Consider the following 19,691-nt stretch of genomic DNA (forward strand, 5'->3'; position numbering starts at 1 on the left):
GTTAACTCCCTTTGATTGACTTCTTCAATGGTTTCAGCAGGGCAGCCAGATCGGCCGACGTTGTGCCTGTCGCTTTGTGGGCTGTATTGTTTGCTACGGAGCCAGCTTTTGTTGTTGTAGCTGCCTGCTTATCTGATCCTTCATACCTGTAGGCAGCCTCAGAGCGCGGCTTTTTGTCTACCGGTGCTTTATTGGGTTTTGCCTTGGAAGTGAAAACGATGTCCTTCTTTATCAGCCGGGAATCCTGAAGTTGGCGGCCTAGTTGATCTTCGGCTGCCAACTGATTCAGATCGTTTTCAAGCCCTAACACCTGCATGACAGATAGATATGCACCTATCGTTACGCCTGTTCCCCCGGCTTCAAGCGAACGTAGCGTCATTGGCGACATACCAGCTCGTTCTGCTACCTGTTTAGCCGTCAGCTTGCGCCGAAGACGCGCAAGCTTCAGCCGCTCACCAAAATCAGTCAGCAACTGGTTAGTTGTAGGAAGTAGTGGTGCTGTTTTTTTAGCCATAAAATCAATATTTTATCTTTTTAGTACAGATTACACCATAATATTAGCATAATTTTGACACGAAGCAGCAAGGGGATGACGTGTGATACTAATATTTTTACTAAAAATGGTTTAAAACGCCAGAATATTAGCACTTTTTAAATGGCTTCGAAGGAGGGAAGGGGATTTGTACGTATTCACTAGCCCCGTATCTGCATCGTCCATTTATGCAACGTCTGTGTTACCTGGGCTCTTATGTTCCTTGCAGATAGCCTACTCATACTAAAAGCACCCCGCTGAACCTCTGGGGCGTCTAGCTTAAGGTTTTGCCCGCTTTCCAGCTTAGCCTGCAAGGATTATCATACTATCGAGACTACAGATCTAGAGAGTGTGCTATGCAACATATTATTGAAGGTTTTCTCAGTTTCCAGAAAGAGATTTTCCCGCAGCGTAAGGAACTCTTCCGCAGCCTGGCCTCCAGCCAGAACCCTAAAGCGCTTTTTATTTCGTGTTCTGACAGCCGCCTGGTACCCGAGCTGGTGACCCAGCAAGAGCCGGGGCAGCTTTTCGTTATCCGTAACGCTGGCAACATCGTCCCTTCCTTTGGCCCGGAGCCGGGTGGGGTGTCGGCGACCATCGAATACGCGGTTGTGGCGCTAGGCGTTACTGACATAGTGATCTGCGGCCACTCGAACTGTGGTGCCATGAAGGCTATAGCTTCTTGCCAGTGCCTTGACCCGATGCCTGCTGTTGCCCACTGGCTGCACTATGCGGACGCGGCAAAAGCGGTGGTAGAGAAGAAAACCTGGGATAGCGAAATCGACAAAGTTAACGCTATGGTTGAAGAGAACGTGATAGCCCAGCTCAACAATATCAAGACTCATCCGTCCGTTGCCGTTGGTCTGCGCGACAACGCCCTGCGCCTGCACGGCTGGGTGTACGACATCGAAAGTGGCGAGATCCGCACGCTGGATAAAAATACCAAGAATTTCGTTTCGCTGGCGGATAACCCCGAGGTCTACTTCGAGTAAAAGATGCTTGCTCTTGGCCATGATACTGAATCCACGTTTTGACGTGGATTTTTTTATGGGCAGATCTATTCATACACCTCGTTAAGGCTTTGATCCTACGTTTCGTTCGCCTTCCTGCCTATCGTATAGCCGATGTTATCTGCAGTGTTATCACAGTGTTGGATGGCGTGCTGAGCATGCCAGCTGTTATGAGCGACTCTCTGGACGGGCTGCCTGGCTATGACTAGCACAGCTCCTGAAAGGGATAGGGGACAGAAAACTCGGAGCCTTCTGCCTGGCGTCCTTATCTGCTATATTCGGCAAGGTAGAAATTATTTAAGCAATCGGGGGCAGGTCGTTAATGGAAAACGAAGAACATATTAGTAACATTATCAAAACGCACCTCGAAGCGACATTAAACGATCTCGGGGAATTCATCTGGGCGTATGTGGTGTTATCGAAAAAAGATATGTCCTGTATCTTTGGGGTAACCAACTATCCGGGGGAATGGGTAGAGCATTATAAAGCCAATGGTTTACAGTATACCGATCCGGTGGTGATCACCGCGCTAAACCGGCTAACGCCTTTTTCCTGGGATGAAAATCTGATGACGGGCGGAGGTTTTCATTTTTCCGAACTCTTCGAGCGGGCCAGGAAATTTGGGCTGAATAACGGCTATACGTTTGTATTGCATGATTATAATAATAACCTGGTCACCTTATCTTTTATTCTTGCTCCTGAAACCAGAGCGGAATTAACCCAAACGCTGATCAAGAATAAAGGTGATATTTCTGTTTTACTGGCGTCAGTGCATGAGATCTACCTAACCCTGAATTCGCTGTCGGAAAAAAACGCCTCTCGCTCGGAAAAAAGCGCCCAATTTACCGAACGGGAAAACGAAATCCTCTACTGGGCCAGCGTGGGCAAAACCTATCAGGAGACGGGGATGATCCTCGGGATCACGACGCGTACGGTCAAGTTTCATATGTCCAACATCGTCAAAAAGCTGGGAGTCGCAAATGCCCGGCATGCAATACGTCTAGGTGTGGAACTTCAACTGATTAAACCGGTTAGTTGATTACAAAGAAGGCTCAGCCGCCAGCGGCCAGTCGTTCAACCTGGTTTCGTCCGCTGCGCTGTGCTTGCTGAATATCTTGGCTTTTAGCTTCCTCTGGCTCTCAGAGTCGACATGGCCGAGCAACAGATAGACCGGCTCATCTTTCTCGGAAACACCGGTTTCCAACACGGTGACATTCCAACCTGAGGTTCTGATGATGTGCATCATCGCATGGCTGGCAACGGCAAGAATGCCATCATAATGATGTTGTTGCGCATAGTTAATCAGTGAGAGAAACAAAGCCATAGTGACGGGAAACTTACGGCCTAACAGCGAATGGGTTCTTTCTTTATCCACGAAGAAACGCGTGGATTCAATGTAGTTGCCTTCTGGAATGTTGACATTGTTAAAAAATGAGGAAAATGTACTGTTCAACATATTATTGTATTTCATATCTATCATCCTGGTTCCGCATATAATCATGCCGTTCTCCACGCCAAAAATATAGTTGGTCTTGTCATTATCAAACTGATCGACCTCCTTGCCATCCGAACAGTCGACTGCCCATTGCAGTCTGTCTTTAAAGGTATTTTTTCTTAACATAAAGAGATCTTCAGATTTCTCATTGCTCATTGAAGCATAGTTAACGCTGTAAATATTAAACATAATGTCACCTGTGAATGAATATATAGAGATAAGTTCATCCGGTAACATCAGTGAAGTTTCATTAAGAGCATGCCGGTACAGAGGAATGATAATGCTTTTTAATAGATTTACGTAACCTTATTATAGGAATTAACTGGTTTTTAGCCGGTGCTGGGAAAGGCGTTTTAGGCGGCACTTCGGGCTTAAAAGTGATATGTTTCTTAGCGTATGCGAAACGGAGGGAGCTGCAAGCTGCGGCAACTTTTACCCATTTTTTACATCTTTATACAGATAACAGACAACTCGCTGGCCGAGACGGGCAAGAATGGATGCGATTCTTTTGACAAGGAGCTTCCCCATGGATCTGAAATGTATTTTTGCGTTATTCACCCTGTCTGTGCTGCCCTGGAGTGCTAGCGCAGCCCCGGCGGCCCCCAAGGTCGTCGTCAAGTCTGAAGTTGCCTCGCCCGTGGTGTTGGAAAATACCCAGGATAAAAACTACCTGAAAATCTCGTTGGTGGGCTATCCGCTGCCGCAGGAAAAACGTAGCCCGATCAATCTGGCGTTGGTCATCGACCGCTCCACCTCAATGAGTGGCGATCGCATCGAAAACGCCAGAAAGGCGGCGATCGCCGCTGTTAACATGCTTAACGGTAATGACACGCTTTCGGTCGTTGCCTATGACTCCGGGGTTGAGGTGGTGATCCCGGCGACCAAGGTCAAAGATACCAAAGAACTGATTAATAAAATTAACAAAAGTATTGAACCGCGTGGGATGACGGCGCTGTTTGCCGGGGTGAGCAAGGGCATCGATCAGGTGAGCAAGCATCTGGATAAAGAGCAGGTTAATCGCATTGTTCTACTTTCCGACGGGCAGGCCAACGTTGGGCCAACCTCCAACAGTGAGCTAGCCGAGCTGGCTAAACTGGCGGCCAAGAAAGGTATCGCCATTACTACCATCGGCATTGGTGATGGTTACAACGAAGATCTGATGACCACCATTGCTGGCTATAGCGATGGCAACCATGCCTTTGTTGAGCAATCCAGCGATTTGGAAAAGACCTTCGCCCACGAGTTTAACGACGCCATGTCCGTGGTGGCACAGGATGTGGTGGTGGTGATCAAAACCGCCGATAAGGTTACGCCGGTTCGCCTGCTGGGGCGTGATGGCAGCATCAGCGGCAATACGGTCACCGTAAAACTGAACCAGCTGTATTCCAATCAGGAAAAATATGTTCTGCTGGAAGTGATCCCGGCCAAGGGCAGCAACGCCCAGAGCAAACCGCTAGCCGATGTTAACGTGCGTTACGCCAACCTGAGTACCAAGCAGGTCGATACCTTCAATGAAAAGGTGGTGGTACGTTATAGCCAGTCCGCTAAGGACGTGAGCGCCGCGCAGGTGGATGAGGTGTTGGTGGATTCGGCCATTCAGAAGGCAGCGATTGAAAATGAGCGCGCGGTAGAGCTGATGGATGCAGGCAAAATGGAAGAGGCCAAGCAGGTATTTAGCGCTAATGCGGCAGCCTTGGAAAGCCTACCCGTCAGTGCCGCCCCAGCCAGACAAAAAGCCGAAGCCAGCGCGCAGAAGAACAAAGAGCTGATGGGTAAAATGGAGAGCGACAGCAAGGAATCGACCCGCAAAGCGGTGAAAGAGCAGAACTACAACATCAAAACCCAGAAGAACCAGTAGCAGGGAGCCTAATGAGCCAGCGTACTTCCAGAAGTTTAACGGTTTTTATCATCATCACCGTGGCGATCTTCAGCCTGATCGCCTATCTGGGAGTGCGCACCCTCGAGCACGAAGTGTTGTTACGCCATTACCAATCCCAGACCATGGCGCAGACGCGCGCCGTTCAGGCCAGCGACAGCGTCATGGATATTCTGCGGCAGAAAGCGACGCGGCTGGACGCGATCACCGACTACATTCAACCCAACGAACAGGCGCTCAAGGAGCTGGTCGAGAAAGATCACGACATTGATGGCGTGTTTGTCCTGCAGAAGAATCGGTTGTTATATCCCAACGAAAACGGCCCGCTGAGCCAAAAAGAACTCGCCTGGGTTCAGGCCATCACGCCGCTGGTGAACGATCCTTCTTTGCTTTACGGCCACAGCGTAAAAAGCGAAATGGCTATCCCACAATCCGGCTGGTATATCACTGGCGAGGTGCAGGAGCCGCTGTTGATCTACTGGCGCACTATCGGCAGCGATACCATCGGATTTCGTGTTCCTTATATCAAACTGCTGTCGGACGTGATCAATGCGGTCAACGTCGATTTTGGCAGCGACACGCTGGTGCTGGTAGAGAACGGACGCCTGCTGTACCAAAGCAACCCATACGTCATCCTGGGAAACCTGCAACCACTAGCCGAGCAAAGCCTGCCTTATCCACTTACCGGCTGGCAGGTGAGTTATTACGGCAAAGCGGTCAGCACTACGGCGGTCTACCTGTGGGGCGGGGCGTTTATCCTGCTAATGTTGGCCATCATGGGTTTGATCATTTTCCGTCTCTACCGGGAATACACCCAGACGGCACGGTTGGCGCGCCAGCAGGTGGGTTTTGTCAGCCAGGTGTCCCACGAGCTGAAAACGCCGCTGACCAATATCACGCTGTATGCCGAGTTGCTGAAAGAGGAGCTGGACGAACAGCACGACGAAGGACAGCGCTATCTGGACGTGATTATCGGCGAGAGCCAGCGCTTATCGCGCCTGATCCAGAACATTTTGAGTTTTACCCGTGAACCGAAGCTGCATTTTCAGCCCATCGATCTCAACCCGCTGCTGACGAAGATTGCGCAGACTTTCATGCCGTCATATCAGGCCAAGGGGATGGCGATCTCACTCTCGTTAGGCGAAAGCGTGGTGGTGCAGAGTGATATCGATCGCCTGACGCAGATTATCAATAACCTGCTGAGCAACGCAGAGAAGTACGCCACTGCCGGTAAACAGGTCGATATGCTGGTGGAGTGCAGTGCAGTGCAGTGCAGTGCAGATCATGTCGATATTCACGTGCGGGATTATGGTGCCGGTATCGCCGAGAAAGAGCTCAGGATGATCTTCCTGCCCTTTTACCGGGTGAAGTCAGGCATTACCGAGGGCGTTTCGGGCACCGGCATTGGCCTGACGATTGCCCAGCAGCTGGCGCATAGCCTGGGCGGGGAGATCCTGGTTGCACCGCAGTCGCCTGGGGTGCGCTTCACCTTGCGGCTGGCGCGCGCAATACCATCAAATAACTGACGACATCAAATGGGCTACTGCACCTGATTCCGGCACCGTACCCGCTCCCTCTCCCTGTGGGAGAGGGAGCGGGGTGAGGGGAAAACACAGCACCGCAGGCGATAATCGAACATCACCGCTAATAGCATCAACCACAGGGAGTCATGATGAAAATACTGGTCGTTGAAGACGATACGAACATTCGCCAGGGATTGGTAGAAGCGCTTTCCCGCGAGGGTTACAGCCTGATCGCCGCAGAGAATGGCAAAGTGGCGCTGGAGATGTATCAGCAGGAAAAACCGGATTTTATCATCCTCGATATCATGATGCCGGAGTTGGATGGTTACGCGGTATGCCGAGAGATCCGCAAACAGGATGAGCAGATCCCGATTATCTTTTTATCTGCCAAGGATGAAGAGATCGACCGGGTGGTCGGGTTGGAACTGGGAGCAGATGATTACATCAGCAAGCCGTTTGGCATTCACGAGATCCGTGCCAGGATAAAGACCATCGCCCGGCGTTGCCTGCGCAGCAAAACCGCGCAGCCAGATGCCAGCTTTTGCTTTGGTGATTTAACCGTGTACCCCAATGAGCTGTGCGCTCTGCGCCAAGCGGCGCGGCTGGAGCTTTCACTGCGCGAGGTGAAAATCCTGGAGTGCCTCTATCAGCACAAGAACAAGGTCGTCACGCGTGAGATGCTGTTCGATGCCGCCTGGGGTTATGACTTTCTGCCTAACAGCCGCACGTTGGACCAGCATATCTCCAAGCTACGCAAGACCATTGAGCTTGATGCGAATAGTCCGGTGTTGATCCGCACCGTGCATGGGATGGGGTATCGGTATTTGGGGTGAAAGCTGCGTGGGTATTCTCTCATCCCTTAAATACCTGCCCCCGGTGCCACTCCACAAACCTATCCAAAGGATAATGTTCGGCACTCTTGGGAAGCCAAATCGCCTTGCCGGCAAAATCCCAGAACAGCCGCTTGACCATCTGGCTGCCGTTCACGTCTGCTGAAACCAGTAGTTTCATGCTCGCAAAACGAAAGGGATTCAACAGCTTCTAGGCAAGCATCAGCCGTTCAGCCTCTACCTTACTGACCTTCTTACAGGGGCAGTGGGAGTCTTTATTTCAACGCGTGATCGGTTTGACAAGCTGCCATTCGGCCCTCAGCCTGATGGCATGTCTGGCATTGGCCACACCCATCTTTTTCACAATATTGCCGATATGGAATTTTATCGTACGGATCTTCACGTCTAAAATAATGGCAATTTCCTGGTAGGTTTTACCCATGCTGGCCCAATAGAGCACTTCGTTCTCCCGCGTTGTCAGGGGATCTTTTTCTACGCTGGAGTTATCGCGATTATTTCGCGCGGTTTCCCGGTGCCGGGTGGTGATCCTTTCGTGGACGTTAGCCAGCAGCATCTGCAAACGGGCTTTGTTAGGGTGTATTTGGTCCTCTATATCGATGGATTTGTTATCATTAATCGTTAGCGTCAGCATCGCCAAATTATGATCGTGGTCATGCAATACAAAGGTATAGCCAGTGGTAATATTATAGTTCTTTGCATGGCTGAATATATCTGAGGGCTTTAGACTTGGATTTATTGGCGTGCTTTCATCCCAGGGAAATGGCGAGACTCTTTGCAGGGCGCAGAGCACCACGGGATCGATGCATTGGTAGTTCCTTTCTTTATAGATATCAATCCATTGGCTTGGGTAGCTGGAGGTTATCACTGTCTCCATAAGGTCTTTCTTGTTAAGTATCATATAGGCGTATTTGAAATCGCCAAATTCCGCTATTTCTTTATCCAGATGGTTTTTAAATGTTTTTTTTTCATCGTGGCTAGCAGAAAACAATGTAGACATCAAATTACCTCAGCCTGAAATCATAATGCTACTAACATAACTTGTGGGACAATAGTCTAGCCTAACCGTTATTGAACACCAGATAATATACTGGCTTGCTGGCGATTTTCGACAAAATAGTAAAAAAAAACCTGACCTCGTTGGGTCAGGTTGCCACATTGGCCAACACCAGGGAAATTTTTACTGCCATTATCTTAAAGCCATTTTCTTGGTTGAGGCAAGCGCTCAATGCTGGATTTTGGCTATCTATCACCATTATCCGGTCTAGGATTAGTATTGCCTTACGTTGATCATTGCAGCGGCATGGTATCTGCATTGATATTCTTGCTGCTAACTCTTGGCATTATCTGAGGGGGTTACTCAGAGTTGCGTTGGTCACTTACCACTATTTGATCATTATTTGATCAGTCCTGGGCCTGCTTTTATAACGAAAAACGCTTGTAAGACCTCAATATAACCATATTGAGTCCGCATTATTGCCGTTTACAGCCTGCTATAAGACGCTAATCGAGCTGTTGATATCATTGGGTGGAACAGGTTCGCCATGCAGGACTTCTCTGGATACATTCTGTATCTACAAAAGCGGGTGGGGCTGGCTCGTGCCGAAGGGGAGTTGTGCTATGCGGCCAGCCGTTGATTTTGCCTTGTTCCCGAGTGGAGGAGGCGTCTGGCACCTCTTATCGGGTGAGATCATTGTGTTGCTCAATAGATTGTTGTCACGGTAATCCGAAGCTTGATCTTCACCGATAGCTAAAAATTGAGGTCTCAGCAGTGGGCTGGAGGCCTTGAAACCGCTCTCAGACGGGTTCTTATGAGATAAAACGGATTTTTTTCAATGAAAAAGTGATGATAATCACAAATAAACACCCTTAAATCGCTCATTAAATGGTCATTTTGTTGCCATTATGTTGCATTGTCGTGTCTGGTGAGCGGGAGAGGGTGAGACTATTCTGATTCACGAGCTAAGCAACACGTTATAGCGCTCCTTTTATGGAAATGTTCTTGATCATCCTTGTGTATTATCTGTCCGTTAATACCCTTTATCTACTGCTGTGCCAGCATTTTTTAAGAAAAAGCTTATTTGTGATGTGTGGATTATTGAAGAATATTCTTAGTCCATTGTGAGCTTCCTAATTAACGTTTTAAACTAAAATATATACTGTTAATCCTAGGAATCTTCAGGATGAATAATAACAACTTGATAGGTATTATCGATGAATATGGTCATTCGCGATCGTTTTAACCGATTTTGAATAATTGTTTTTAGCCATTAATATTGTTTTGGAAATTAAGAAATAACTTAGTTTCAGTAAATAGTATTCTGCTCATCCAACGGCGTAATGGAGTTGGTAAATGATGAAGAAAGGAAGGGAGTCTTATGCTAAAGATAGTAGATTGTGGGTATCCCCCACAGGGCGGTGCTCGCTCAAAAAGACCTTTAACCTGGCCAGATACCAATAAGTATTTCCGTGAAGGTATCGTAGGCTACTGTGACTCAGTTAATACTTCCCCAGAGCAGCTAAAAGTCGTATTTATTGACTTTCAATTGGCTAACCTGCGCCTTTTTCTGGAGCAGGACTGGCTAATGTATTCTGCTTGTAATCGCATTGTGCTGGTCACCGATAGTTACCTGTTACCCTTGGCAAATTACTATAAGAGCATGTTTCGGCAGGTTGATTCTGTGATCCAGAGAACGGGGGCATCCAGTGACATTTTTGCTAAAATCGATCATGTTATTGCCGGGGAGCGGGTTTCTTCAACATCGCAAGTCAGGCTGTCTTCGCGTGAGATATGTTTATTACGCACTCTGATCCATGGTGTCACCGTGGGCGATCTCGCCAACAGGTTGCGTCTTAGTCCTAAAACAGTTTATGCCCTGCGCCATAATATTTTGGGCAAGATGGGGTTGACTAAAATGAATGATATTTTCACTCGTGCCTATCACTCTGTTAGATAAACTATAACTACCTATTGTCATAGGGTTATCTAAACGAAATAAAATATGCGGTAATTGTATATCGCAGGGTTTTCATTATTTAATTGCCGTAGGACCTTTTCGAAAATGTTAGTTTTCGAATGCGCCCTTGTGTCGCATTTATTGTGCCACGCCAGTAAATATTGGCGGGAAATTAATTGATATAAATAAAGGAAGAAATTTTATGAAGAAGTTAGCTCTGGCTTTGATTGCAGCTTCAGCGTTGGGAACAATTAATCTGGCTAATGCGGACACTCGTACTGCGAACGCGACAGCGTCTTGGGATGCAAAAGCTATTAAAGATACCAGCAGTATGCTGGTTGTTACCCCGATAAAGTCACTGACCTTTAATTATGCAGAAGGTCTGGAGCGTTTTAACTCTCAAGACGGCGCGTTCGATATCACCATCGCTGGCCAGTCTGGCGCGAGTGATTTCAAACTGACCTCTAAAATCATCTCCAACACCCTGAGCCGCGCAAGCGATGACTCTGCACTGACCGTTGGCGTTAAGTGGAATGGCAAAGCACTGTCTGAAAGCAGCGAGATGGTGATGATCGATACTTCTGCAGGTATCAGCGCAGGTCTGTCTGCACTGGCCGTACCAGGCGCTTATGCTGGTGCTAACCGTACCAGCACTCAGGGCGTGTTCGCCTTTGAGATCGCTAAAGCAACCGTTGCCGGCACTGACACTGCGTTCAAAGACCTGACCGACGGTTACTGGGATGGCAACGTAAACGTTGAATTCACAGCAACCTGGGACGGTACTTTCTCCACCCTGTAAGCGATTTTGTTGTCTTAACGTAATCAGGATCGGGGTGAATAGCCCCGGTCCTTATGGAACGCATGATGAACAGATGGTTTCCTACGCTGATGTGCTCAGCACTATTTTATTGTACTCACGCCGGTGCAATTAACGTTGGCGAGATTACATCAATCATTTCCCCTGGCCAGAGCGTTATCGCCAAGGAGGTGATTAATACTGTGGATGATGCCCGTCTGGTCAGCCTGAGGGTCGAGCGTATTTCCTCCCCGATGGAAGGTGGCAAAGTGATCCCAATGGAGAGCAAGCAGGAAATAATGGCCACGCCATCCAACCTGATTTTGCCAGGCAAAGGTAAAGATGTTTTCCGCGTTTTCTATTCCGGGCCGAAGGACGATAAGGAGCGTTATTACCGTTTAATCTGGAATGATAATCCGGTTACCGAAGAGGGGCTGTCAAAGACCAAAAAAGCCGCTTCGGCAACCACCTCGGCAACCATAAGTACCATTATGGTCGTCACACCACGGAGGGACAAGTTCGATTATCAGTACCGAGATGGTGTTGCGTATAACACCGGTAACAGCTCTTTCCGCGTGGTGGCATTTGGCCCCTGTAAGCAGGCAAAAACCAGTGAAGAGAAAACGAAAGGATGCCGTGAGCGTTATTACGTCATGCCAGGACTCGGCGTGCATTTGAAATTTGTTGATATCAATAATCAAAAACTCAGCGTTGGCATTTGGCACAACGAAGATTATATCAACGTGAAATAGCCTCTTTACCCATTGCCTGCATCGTACGTGTTTTCCAGGTGTGGAGTAGGGAAGCTATTTGGGGAAGCAAATGGGTAATAATTTCATCTTAAGGACAAGAACCAAGGCCGTAGCGCTATGTATCGCTGCGGCTCTGATGTCTATGCAGGCTAACGCCAGAAACCTACAGGATGTTCGTTTAGGAAATTATCTTATCCCGGGGGTATTTGGTCAGGCGCTGACCGAAGGTATGACCATTCCTGTACTGCTACGTTACAAAGGCGGCGATCAACAAGAAAAACAAAAGGTAGCGGATGCGCTGGTGGTGCTGGAAAAAGGCCGCCTGATGATAAGAGATATTACGCTGGCGGAAGAGTCTGAAGGGGCAACCTTGGCGGAGACGACCCAGACATTGATCCGCGGTCTGAAAGATCGTTTCTTTGATCAAAATACCCATATTGCCGTTTCGTCCGATGCCGATCTGAACCTGAATATCCGTTCATTTGTACTGACGCTGGACGTGAGTGAAAAAAGCTTGGGGACTTCCATTATCCCAAGAACGAGTTTGCTGGGGATCTCTTCGGTGCCGCATTTCAGTTCGGTGCTGAATTACGATCTCGGTGTTTACCGCTCGCAGTTAAAAAAGGGTGAGAACACCTCGAATAACTATTTGACCCTGGATAATACCTTTGGCTTCGCGGAGCATCATTTCAATGTGAACGGCTCGTTTTACGGTATTGGGGAGTCTCAACAGGATTCTCAGCTTTACCGTGCCATGTATGAACGGGATATGAGCGGGCGCCGTCTGGCATTTGGCTTGGTTGACACCTGGAACCTGCAATCGTTGGGGAGCCTGTCGGCACTTAACTCCAGCAAGGTGTATGGCGTCACCTATGGCAATAAGTCCGCTACCAAGATCCAGAATACCCAATATTCGCTGACGCCAATTACCGTATTCTTACCTAGCGCGGGTGAAGTCCATATCTACCGGCAGGGGCGTCTGTTGAACATTCAGAACTTCCCGATGGGCAGCTTTGAGGTCGATACCAGCCGCCTGCCGTATGGGATTTATGACGTTGATGTCGAAGTGGTGATCGACGGCAAAACCCAGTCGCGTATGCGCCAGACAATCAACAAAGCCTTTTCTGGCAATAATGGCGTGGCGCAAGAACTGAACTGGCAGCTATATGGCGGATATGTTAATTACGACAACCGCAATAACCGCACCAACGACAGCACCACCAACGAAACCTATCTGGCTGGGGCGTCGGCGGCGATGTCGATCCCGGAAATTCTCAAGATCGCCTCGGTCCCGGCGATATTTGGCCTGGCAGTGCAAACCTCGACCTATACCTTCGACAAGAAGGTGGTGAATGAAACCTCGGTCAACCTCAACGTGAACCAGTTCGCGAGCTTGGGCTGGCAGGGGTTGCTGTCACAGGGCGGGCGTTACCGCAATATTTTAAGCGCCAGCCTGATGCTACCGAAAGGCTTCGGCAGTGTGTGGGCCAACCGGGAAAAGAGCCATATCGGTAAGGGGTTGCCGGTCTATGAGTCGGACAGCTATTCCTATGGCGGCACCCTTAGCCTGAGCCGGTTCTTTGAACGTGGTGGTCAGCTTACGCTGAGCCGCACGGTAGATAAGCGCGATCGCAGCACCTCTAACAACCTGGAATACTCCACGGCGCTGTTCTCCGGGCGTTATGGCACGGTCAACCTACGCGCCGGTATCCAGCGTTATCGCTATGATTACCAGTCCAACAGCACCAACCAGCGCTATATCTCGCTGGACTTCTCGTTGCCGCTGGCCGCCTGGTTAAGCACCGGTGTGTCTTCCAACAATGGCAACGTGCGGGCCAATCTGGCCGCCAACAAGAGCTTCGATGACTCGGCGTTTACCTCTGCCGGTTTCAACCTGGCCAAGCTGGTCAAGGATAAGCACAACGGTGACAGCGCTTATTCGGCCTCTGGCTATGCCGCCTTCGATACCAAATACAGTGTGGGCACGTTGTCGCTCTCACGGCCGGACAACAATCGCCTCAATGGCAACCTGACTGCGCGCGGTGCGGTGGCCTACAGTGATAAGAACTTCGCCGCCAGCGGTATTCAGGAGAAGTCCGGGGTGTTGGTAAAAACCGGCTTCATCGACGATGCGGTGCTGTCGGCTCAGATCGATGGCCGCAGCTATCCGCTGAGCGGTGCTAATAACTTTATCCCGTTGCCGCCGTACTCAAGCTACAAGGTTGAACTGATGAACGACAAAAACTCGATGGACAGCTTTGACATCGTCAAGGGGCGCACCCGCAACGTCACGCTGTATCCGGGCAACGTCGCCGTTTATGAGCCGGAAGTGAAACAGTTAGTGACGGTGTTCGGCCGGATGACCATGGAGAATGGCCGGGCGATCGCCAATGCCGCTGTGCGTAACCACATCGGTAAAACCATTACGGATGCGACGGGCGCCTTCCAGATGGACGTTGATAAACGCTACCCGAGCGTGTCATTGACCATGCCAGATCATGGCATTTGCGAGGTTGATCTGGATTTGGCCAAGGCCAAGGGCGTGAAGTGGGTCGGCGATGTGGTGTGCAACGTGCAGACCATTCTGGCACAACGATGAGGAAAGGGTTTGACATGAAACGGCGTAATATTTGCCAGTTGGCTGGGGTGCTGATGTTGGTTTCCTTCTCTAGCCAGGCGGCCAACGTGAGCAACAGTTATTTCTTTATCGAAAATCAGGTGGATGGAGAGTATTTCATCACGCCTCAGAGCACCGATCCCCGTTTCAGCGGTGCCAACGCATTTACCAAATATGCGTCAGGCGATCAACGCAGTTTGGGCTATATGGGCTATACCGGGCTGATCCAGACCAATTCGTTCGCCGATATCTGGCTGGAGGATTCTCCCATCGCTCGGCCATTTATCGGTAACCGCTGTATGAATAATGGTAGTGCTTGCCCCTCGAACGGTTATCTGCCGGGCTATATTGGAGATAATGGTGTTTATCACGTGGCGGTTAACACCAGCAACGGCGAAGCGCGTTATGGGCGTGGTATTTTCTCTGATTCGGCTTATGAGTATTTTAAAAATGTGTCGGTAGGCTTGACTGAGACGTATAAATACCGTTTTTGCTCTACCCGCACGGACTACAACCCTGCCGCAGGGCAAAGCTGCGTCAGCGTTGGCGGCTCGCAGACCAGCCATGAGTTCACCATCACCAAAGCGGGTAATTTGCGGTTGGAATCTACCAACGCACTGCAGGAAATTTTTATCGACAGCAATGGCAATCCGGTGATGGGAACGGGTTCTCAGTTCTGCTCTGTGGGCTACATTGGCTCACTGAGCGGCGCGATCTGTAAGCTGGTGTCTTATCAGATGCAGGGGAGTACCCTTTCGCCGATGCGCATGAACATGAAGCTCAACACTGCTGCGCTTGGGTTTACGCCTGCGGCAAATACCATTCGCCTGAGTGCCGATGGTGCCAGTGGTTGGGTAAACTACAGCGCCACGACTAACGCGGCGAATTTGATCAAAGCCGGTAACGGCGGTATTTATGTCTTTTTATCGCAGACCTTCCTGAAGAACCTGATCGATCGGGGAGTGGATCTGAGCCACAGCAAGGACTTCTTCACTTTCCTGTTCACCAGTACGGTGGCGCCGCAGTCCGGATATTACGAATTTTCACCTTCGAACACTATCTTGCTGGTTCCGCGCGATTATGGGATTAGCATTATCTCCAAGGACTTGGTACTTAATCCCAAGCGTGAAGGCAAAGTCGGCAGCACAGAACCGCCGATCGTGTTCGACTATATTTTGACTACCTCTGGCCCAAGGCAGGCCGATAGCATTACCGCGCAGGTTTACGGTCCGGCAGGGCAGGTCAATGGGCGCCCGTACTGCGTCTTTTCCTCCACCGACGGTAAGCTTAGGGTGCCGTTCTCGGCCTATCTGGCTTATACCGATAACGTTGGGCAAGTTGTCCGCACGCGTGCCAGCTGTGATGATGTTCCTATCAGCCTGGATGCGGCGCGTTGGGTAAGAACCGCCTGGCCGGTTCCCTCACAAAACGACGGCAGCTTTTATCGAACCGAGTTGTCTCTCAGCTTCCCGATGAATGAGGGCAATTCGATGTGGACCCTGGATGGGCGGGATTGGATGGGGATTGTCAGCGCCACCGGTGAGGTAAGGGTCAGGGCGGTCTGGACCGGCCCTGATATCCATTAGGATTGAAAATGACGATAAGACTAGGGGGGTGGCTAGCGGGGCTGATGCTGGCGTTCCCGGCGCAGGCGGTTTATCTCTCTTCCGGCGTATTTACTCTGGAGAGCGATCGTCCCTTCTTCTCGCGCCAGTTTGTTAACAACACCAAAGAGACCAATCTGTATGTGATCGGCGCCTATCGGATAGCCAAACCGGGGGTTGACGAACAGCCTCAGCCGCTAGAACAGGGCGAACTGCTCTATACCCCACTGCGCAAAATACTGGAGCCGGGGGCGTGGGAATATTTCAAGATCTTCTATCGCGGCCCGGCGGACGAGCGCGAGCGCTATTATCGCATAGTGATCCAAGAGATCCCGGCCAACTTAATGGAGATGCAGGGGGAAGACAAGACACCGCTGGTATCCCCGACCATGGCGCTAGATACCATCATGGTAGTTCGCCCGCGCAAGATGCGTTTCACTTATCACTATGATCCGCAGGCCGGGGTGTTGAAAAACACCGGCAATACCTATTTCCGCGTGATGATCCATCAAGGCTGCGACGGGCAGGATGACACCGCCAAGGTGTTCAATCTGTTGCCGGGGGAAAGCTACAGAGGTGCCGATCTGCGTGGGCAGAATCGCAAGTTTATTGTTGGCTTTAACAAGTACCTACGGCTGGGGGAGCAGTGCTTCGAACAGGGGCAGGGATAGTACCCCCACCCCAGTTCACCACCAAAGCTAAACTTCCTTGCGCCCCAAATAGCGCTCTTTCATCAAAGAAACGCCAATCGCAATATCCAGCACCGGGGAAGGCGGCAGGTAATTTGCCTTACCGAGTTCCTGCATCGCGCCAATCAGCGGATGGTCGATCCCCAGCGCATAGTCCGCCAATAACGTCCCGGCAATGGTTTGCTTGGACACGCCTGCGCCGTTACAACCTCCGGCGGTATAAATACCTTTCTTCAACTCGCCCCAAACCGGCGCGCCATTGCGGGTGACGCTGATGGTGCCAGACCAGGTACTTGTCAGCGGCACATCCCTCAGCTGCGGGTAAATCTTGTTGAAAATCTGCTGATGTAACAGGGTTGCCTGATAGGTCTGCGCAGCGGTGATCCGACCATTCAAGGCTGGCGTCACATGTTGGCGGATCAGGAAACGGTGATCCTGGGTATAGCGCACCGTTGCCCCGGCGATTGCGTTGACCGGCGTTAGCCCCCAACTGCTCATGGTTGGCAGCTTTTGGCGTTGCTCTGCGGTTAATGGCGCGGTGATGCTGGCGAAGGTGGCCATTGCCGCCTGCTGACTGGTGACCGGGGCCAGCTCTCTGGAGAGGGCGTTGGTGGCTAACATCACGTTGGCCGTTCTAATCGTGCCAAAGGAGGTGACTACGTGTTTCACGCTACCGTGGCGGATCGCCATCACCGGGGTATGGTTATACATCGTTACGTTGTCCGGCAGATTATTTGCCAGGCCAACGATCAGGCTGGCAGGATTAACCAGGATCGAGCTTGGGGTATAGATGCCCTTATTATAAAAGCGCGTACCCAATTTTCTATACAGCGCTTCCTTATCCATTATTTGATAAGGCTCGTTCATGGCATCGAGATTATCGGTGTACTCTTTGAGCACCCGCTGATTAGCGGCATCAACCTGGCAGTGATATTTCCCGGCATTCTCCCATTCACATTCGATCCCCTGTTGCTCAATTTGCTGGGTTAATTGATTGATCCCTTCTTGTAATAAAGATCGATACGACTGGGCTTTTTTCAACTCCGCCGTCGAGCTGCCAATATTATGAGGTAAGCCGATAATAAACCCTGAATTTCTGGCCGAAGAACTTTCCGCCGCACAGGCCGCATCAACGATGATGATTTTCAGTTTGGGATCGTGGTTAGCCAGCCTTCTGGCGAAGGAAATCCCGGCGAAACCGCAGCCTACCACGACCCAGTCGGCCTCGGTATCGCCGATCAGCGTTGGGTAAACGGTGGGGCGCAGATCGGGTTTTAACCAACCATTTTGGTTTTGATTTAACGGTACCGATGCATATTTCAAACTCAAGGTCCTTTTCAAAATGTTTGCCACTCAAGGTCACTAAATAGGGTTATAAAACATTTCGCTAGCCTGAACCAGCAGATTCAGCCGTTGGTCATTTACCCCCTTTTATTGACGGTAAGTTATTTATAAGCAACCGTTAAGCATTGAGGCGCCTCATTGGATTGCCGCAGTTTGCCAATTGGCCGGGGAGTACAATCTGGGCGAGCCTCTATGGCAGAAATTAAGGTCACTCAGCAGATTTATTTCTGATTTTTTCCTTTATTCCCCAGCCATAGCTGTTTAGTATCGGAATTGGTGAGAATGACCCATTTTCTGAGGTTTTGTTCTGAAAATCGGCTATCCCTTCCCGAAATGACAGAGTTGTTAACTACATTATCATTGTAACTTAGTGGATTTAACTATCCTAAACGGATTTCTAAAAAATATAAGAACGGAAATATTCTATGTCACAGATGTTAGCGCTTTTGATTGTAATGGTGATTTTATACCTGGGAGATGCGGTATCCGTGCGTACTAAAGCCTGGATCCCTTCTGTATTTGTCTGTGCGGTGTTGTTCCTGTTCGGCTACTGGACGTTTTTCCCGAAGGATATCGTCAGCCTGGCCGGTATCACACCGGCGGTAGCGGTGATGCTGATGTATCTGCTGATCACCAACATGGGGACGCTGCTCTCGGTGCCTGAGCTGATGCGGCAATGGAAAACCATTGTGATCTCGCTATCGGGGATCGCTGGCATTATCGCCGCCGTGTTTGCGGCCTGTATGCTGATGTTTGATATGAATACCGCCATCGTGACCATTCCACCATTGGTTGGCGGCATCGTTTCGGCGTTGATCATGTCGAAGGGGGCAGCCAGTGCGGGCCTGGTCGATCTCTCGGTATTCGCTATCCTGATCTACGTAATGCAAGGGTTTGCCGGTTATCCGTTAACTGCCATCATGCTGCAACGGGAAGGTAAACGCGTGCTGCAAAAATATCGCAATGGCGAATGGCACGAGTCTGCCACGCAATTGCCAGCCGATAAAATGCCAACCACGGTCAGCGCGGAAGAAAAAATGCCGCGTATGTTTGGCCTGATCCCGGCCCATTACAACACCAGCTACTTCAAGTTTCTGCGCCTGGCGCTGGTAGGCTATCTGGCTTATCTGGTATCGGACCTGCTGGCCCCGGTGGTCACCATCAGTCCGTTCGTGCTGTGTTTGCTGTTTGGCGTAGTGGCCGCCACGATCGGCTTCCTGGAAAAACAGCCGCTGCAGAAGGCCAACGGCTTCGGATTTGCGGTGATGGGGCTGATGCTGTTTATCTTTGACACCCTGAACAGAGCAACCCCGGAAATGCTGCTGCGGCTGGTATTCCCGATGCTGGTGCTGATCGCCGTGGCGGTGGTGGGCATGTTTATCGTCTCGTGGATCGTGGGTAAATTCCTTGGCGTCAGCATGGAGATGGCCTTCGCGATCTCCCTGACGGCGATGTATGGCTTCCCGGCGGATTACATCATCACTAACGAAGCGATAACAGCGCTGACCAAAGACGAAAAAGAGCGTGAGATCCTGACGCACCATATGTTGGCACCGATGCTGGTCGGCGGATTTATTTCCGTGACGATGGTTTCCGTGGTGCTGGCGGGCGTTATGGTCGGTTACATCACCCCAATCGCAGGATAAGT

At 50.2% G+C, this 19,691-nt stretch carries 16 protein-coding genes and 1 pseudogene; 12 read left to right on the plus strand and 5 right to left on the minus strand.

Going from position 1 to position 19,691, the window contains the following annotated elements:
• Position 1: 1 nt before the first annotated feature.
• On the minus strand, positions 2–514 hold the full coding sequence (locus N6G83_RS39375) for a helix-turn-helix domain-containing protein (protein ID WP_211134687.1): 513 nt from the start codon (positions 512–514) through the stop codon (positions 2–4).
• Between the two features lie 374 nt (positions 515–888).
• Between N6G83_RS39375 and N6G83_RS39380 the strand changes: the two genes are divergently transcribed.
• Positions 889–1,524, plus strand: coding sequence for a carbonic anhydrase (locus N6G83_RS39380; protein ID WP_024530881.1), 636 nt, complete (start codon positions 889–891; stop codon positions 1,522–1,524).
• A gap of 340 nt (positions 1,525–1,864) precedes the next feature.
• Complete coding sequence (locus N6G83_RS39385) at positions 1,865–2,581, plus strand: helix-turn-helix transcriptional regulator (RefSeq protein ID WP_021179139.1); 717 nt, start codon at positions 1,865–1,867, stop codon at positions 2,579–2,581.
• Here N6G83_RS39385 and N6G83_RS39390 read toward each other — a convergent pair whose 3' ends face one another.
• Positions 2,582–3,226: an acyl-homoserine-lactone synthase gene (locus N6G83_RS39390; protein ID WP_074028406.1), complete on the minus strand. Its 645-nt coding sequence runs from the start codon at positions 3,224–3,226 to the stop codon at positions 2,582–2,584.
• 337 nt (positions 3,227–3,563) lie between these two features.
• Here N6G83_RS39390 and N6G83_RS39395 point away from each other — a divergent pair, with 337 nt between their 5' ends.
• The 3 genes from N6G83_RS39395 (at position 3,564) to N6G83_RS39405 (ending at position 7,269) form a co-directional block, all read left to right on the plus strand.
• Complete coding sequence (locus N6G83_RS39395; protein ID WP_186529849.1) at positions 3,564–4,895, plus strand: VWA domain-containing protein; 1,332 nt, start codon at positions 3,564–3,566, stop codon at positions 4,893–4,895.
• Between the two features lie 11 nt (positions 4,896–4,906).
• Positions 4,907–6,439: a sensor histidine kinase gene (locus N6G83_RS39400; RefSeq protein ID WP_211134686.1), complete on the plus strand. Its 1,533-nt coding sequence runs from the start codon at positions 4,907–4,909 to the stop codon at positions 6,437–6,439.
• Positions 6,440–6,585: 146 nt separating this feature from the next.
• Entirely contained in the window at positions 6,586–7,269 is a 684-nt protein-coding gene (locus N6G83_RS39405) for a response regulator transcription factor (RefSeq protein WP_098928903.1), read from the plus strand.
• Positions 7,270–7,288: 19 nt separating this feature from the next.
• On the opposite strand, the pseudogene N6G83_RS39410 reads toward N6G83_RS39405, so the two are convergent.
• Together N6G83_RS39410 and N6G83_RS39415 are read right to left on the minus strand one after the other, a co-directional pair.
• Positions 7,289–7,447 (minus strand): annotated as a pseudogene (locus tag N6G83_RS39410) (restriction endonuclease); the annotation flags it as partial.
• 99 nt (positions 7,448–7,546) lie between these two features.
• The gene (locus tag N6G83_RS39415) at positions 7,547–8,284 is read right to left on the minus strand and encodes a LuxR family transcriptional regulator (protein ID WP_260524145.1); all 738 of its coding nucleotides are present in this window, start codon (positions 8,282–8,284) and stop codon (positions 7,547–7,549) included.
• A 1,378-nt stretch (positions 8,285–9,662) separates the two neighbouring features.
• On the opposite strand from N6G83_RS39415, the gene N6G83_RS39420 reads away from it, so the two are divergent.
• From N6G83_RS39420 to N6G83_RS39445, 6 genes are all read left to right on the plus strand, one after another.
• Positions 9,663–10,241 (plus strand): LuxR C-terminal-related transcriptional regulator, encoded by a 579-nt coding sequence (locus N6G83_RS39420; protein WP_024530873.1) that lies wholly within the window; start codon positions 9,663–9,665, stop codon positions 10,239–10,241.
• A gap of 202 nt (positions 10,242–10,443) precedes the next feature.
• Entirely contained in the window at positions 10,444–11,040 is a 597-nt protein-coding gene (locus tag N6G83_RS39425) for a common pilus major fimbrillin subunit EcpA (protein ID WP_024530872.1), read from the plus strand.
• A gap of 65 nt (positions 11,041–11,105) precedes the next feature.
• A complete protein-coding gene (locus N6G83_RS39430; RefSeq protein WP_024530871.1) occupies positions 11,106–11,789 on the plus strand; it encodes a hypothetical protein in 684 nt (227 codons plus the stop codon).
• A gap of 136 nt (positions 11,790–11,925) precedes the next feature.
• Complete coding sequence (locus N6G83_RS39435; protein ID WP_139102325.1) at positions 11,926–14,388, plus strand: CS1-pili formation C-terminal domain-containing protein; 2,463 nt, start codon at positions 11,926–11,928, stop codon at positions 14,386–14,388.
• Positions 14,389–14,402: 14 nt separating this feature from the next.
• A complete protein-coding gene (locus N6G83_RS39440; RefSeq protein ID WP_074028412.1) occupies positions 14,403–15,992 on the plus strand; it encodes a fimbrial protein in 1,590 nt (529 codons plus the stop codon).
• Positions 15,993–16,000: 8 nt separating this feature from the next.
• Positions 16,001–16,681 (plus strand): hypothetical protein, encoded by a 681-nt coding sequence (locus N6G83_RS39445; protein WP_029711913.1) that lies wholly within the window; start codon positions 16,001–16,003, stop codon positions 16,679–16,681.
• Positions 16,682–16,708: 27 nt separating this feature from the next.
• Here N6G83_RS39445 and N6G83_RS39450 read toward each other — a convergent pair whose 3' ends face one another.
• Positions 16,709–18,022, minus strand: a complete 1,314-nt coding sequence (locus N6G83_RS39450; RefSeq protein WP_211134685.1) for an FAD-binding oxidoreductase — start codon at positions 18,020–18,022, stop codon at positions 16,709–16,711.
• A 446-nt stretch (positions 18,023–18,468) separates the two neighbouring features.
• On the opposite strand from N6G83_RS39450, the gene N6G83_RS39455 reads away from it, so the two are divergent.
• Positions 18,469–19,689: a hypothetical protein gene (locus N6G83_RS39455; RefSeq protein ID WP_074028415.1), complete on the plus strand. Its 1,221-nt coding sequence runs from the start codon at positions 18,469–18,471 to the stop codon at positions 19,687–19,689.
• The last annotated feature ends 2 nt before the right edge of the window (positions 19,690–19,691 follow it).

This window comes from Serratia sp. PL7, assembly GCF_945957435.1.